1 protein-coding gene is annotated in these 552 nt (G+C 49.8%); it reads left to right on the forward strand.

The genetic code is table 11. The features are described 5' to 3' along the window. Positions 1–542: HAD family hydrolase (locus tag R7190_RS29790; RefSeq protein WP_318138198.1), on the forward strand; the 542-nt coding region annotated here is incomplete at its 5' end. Positions 543–552 lie beyond the last annotated feature (10 nt).

Raw genomic sequence — 552 nt, forward strand, 5'->3', positions numbered from 1 at the left:
CGGCGAAAAACTGGCAAGAGCTCTACGTGGATTACTACGGCATGTCCCATGATGAAATGCTGCAAGCTGGCGGTTTATGGGCAGAGCATCAAGAGAAAAACCAAACACCAGTAACCCTGTTTGAAGGCATTGATGGCGTTATTAAAGAGTTTGCGCAGCTGCCTCACGGCATTTGCTCTCAAAACTCACAAAGCAATATTCGTCGAGTGCTGTCCGACAACGGCATCAGCGCGCCGTTTAAATCCATCATCGGGTATGATGACGTCTCGAACGGACACCAAAAGCCCGATGCGTACAGTGGCATCAAATGCGTTGAGTCGATTTTTGGTCACGCAGAAAATCGACAGCTGATGTACATCGGTGACCATGAAGCCGACACGCAATTCGCACGCAACATCGAACAGCAGTTGGGTGGCCAAAGTAAAGTGATTGCCGTTGCAGCAGCGTACAGCGGCGCGATGCCAGAGCATTGGAGCGTGCAACCAGATTACGTGGCAAGAACGGTTGACGAGCTGTTTTCGATTATTGCTCAACACACGTAATTTTTGACTG

Source organism: Vibrio sp. 1078-1, from assembly GCF_033340475.1.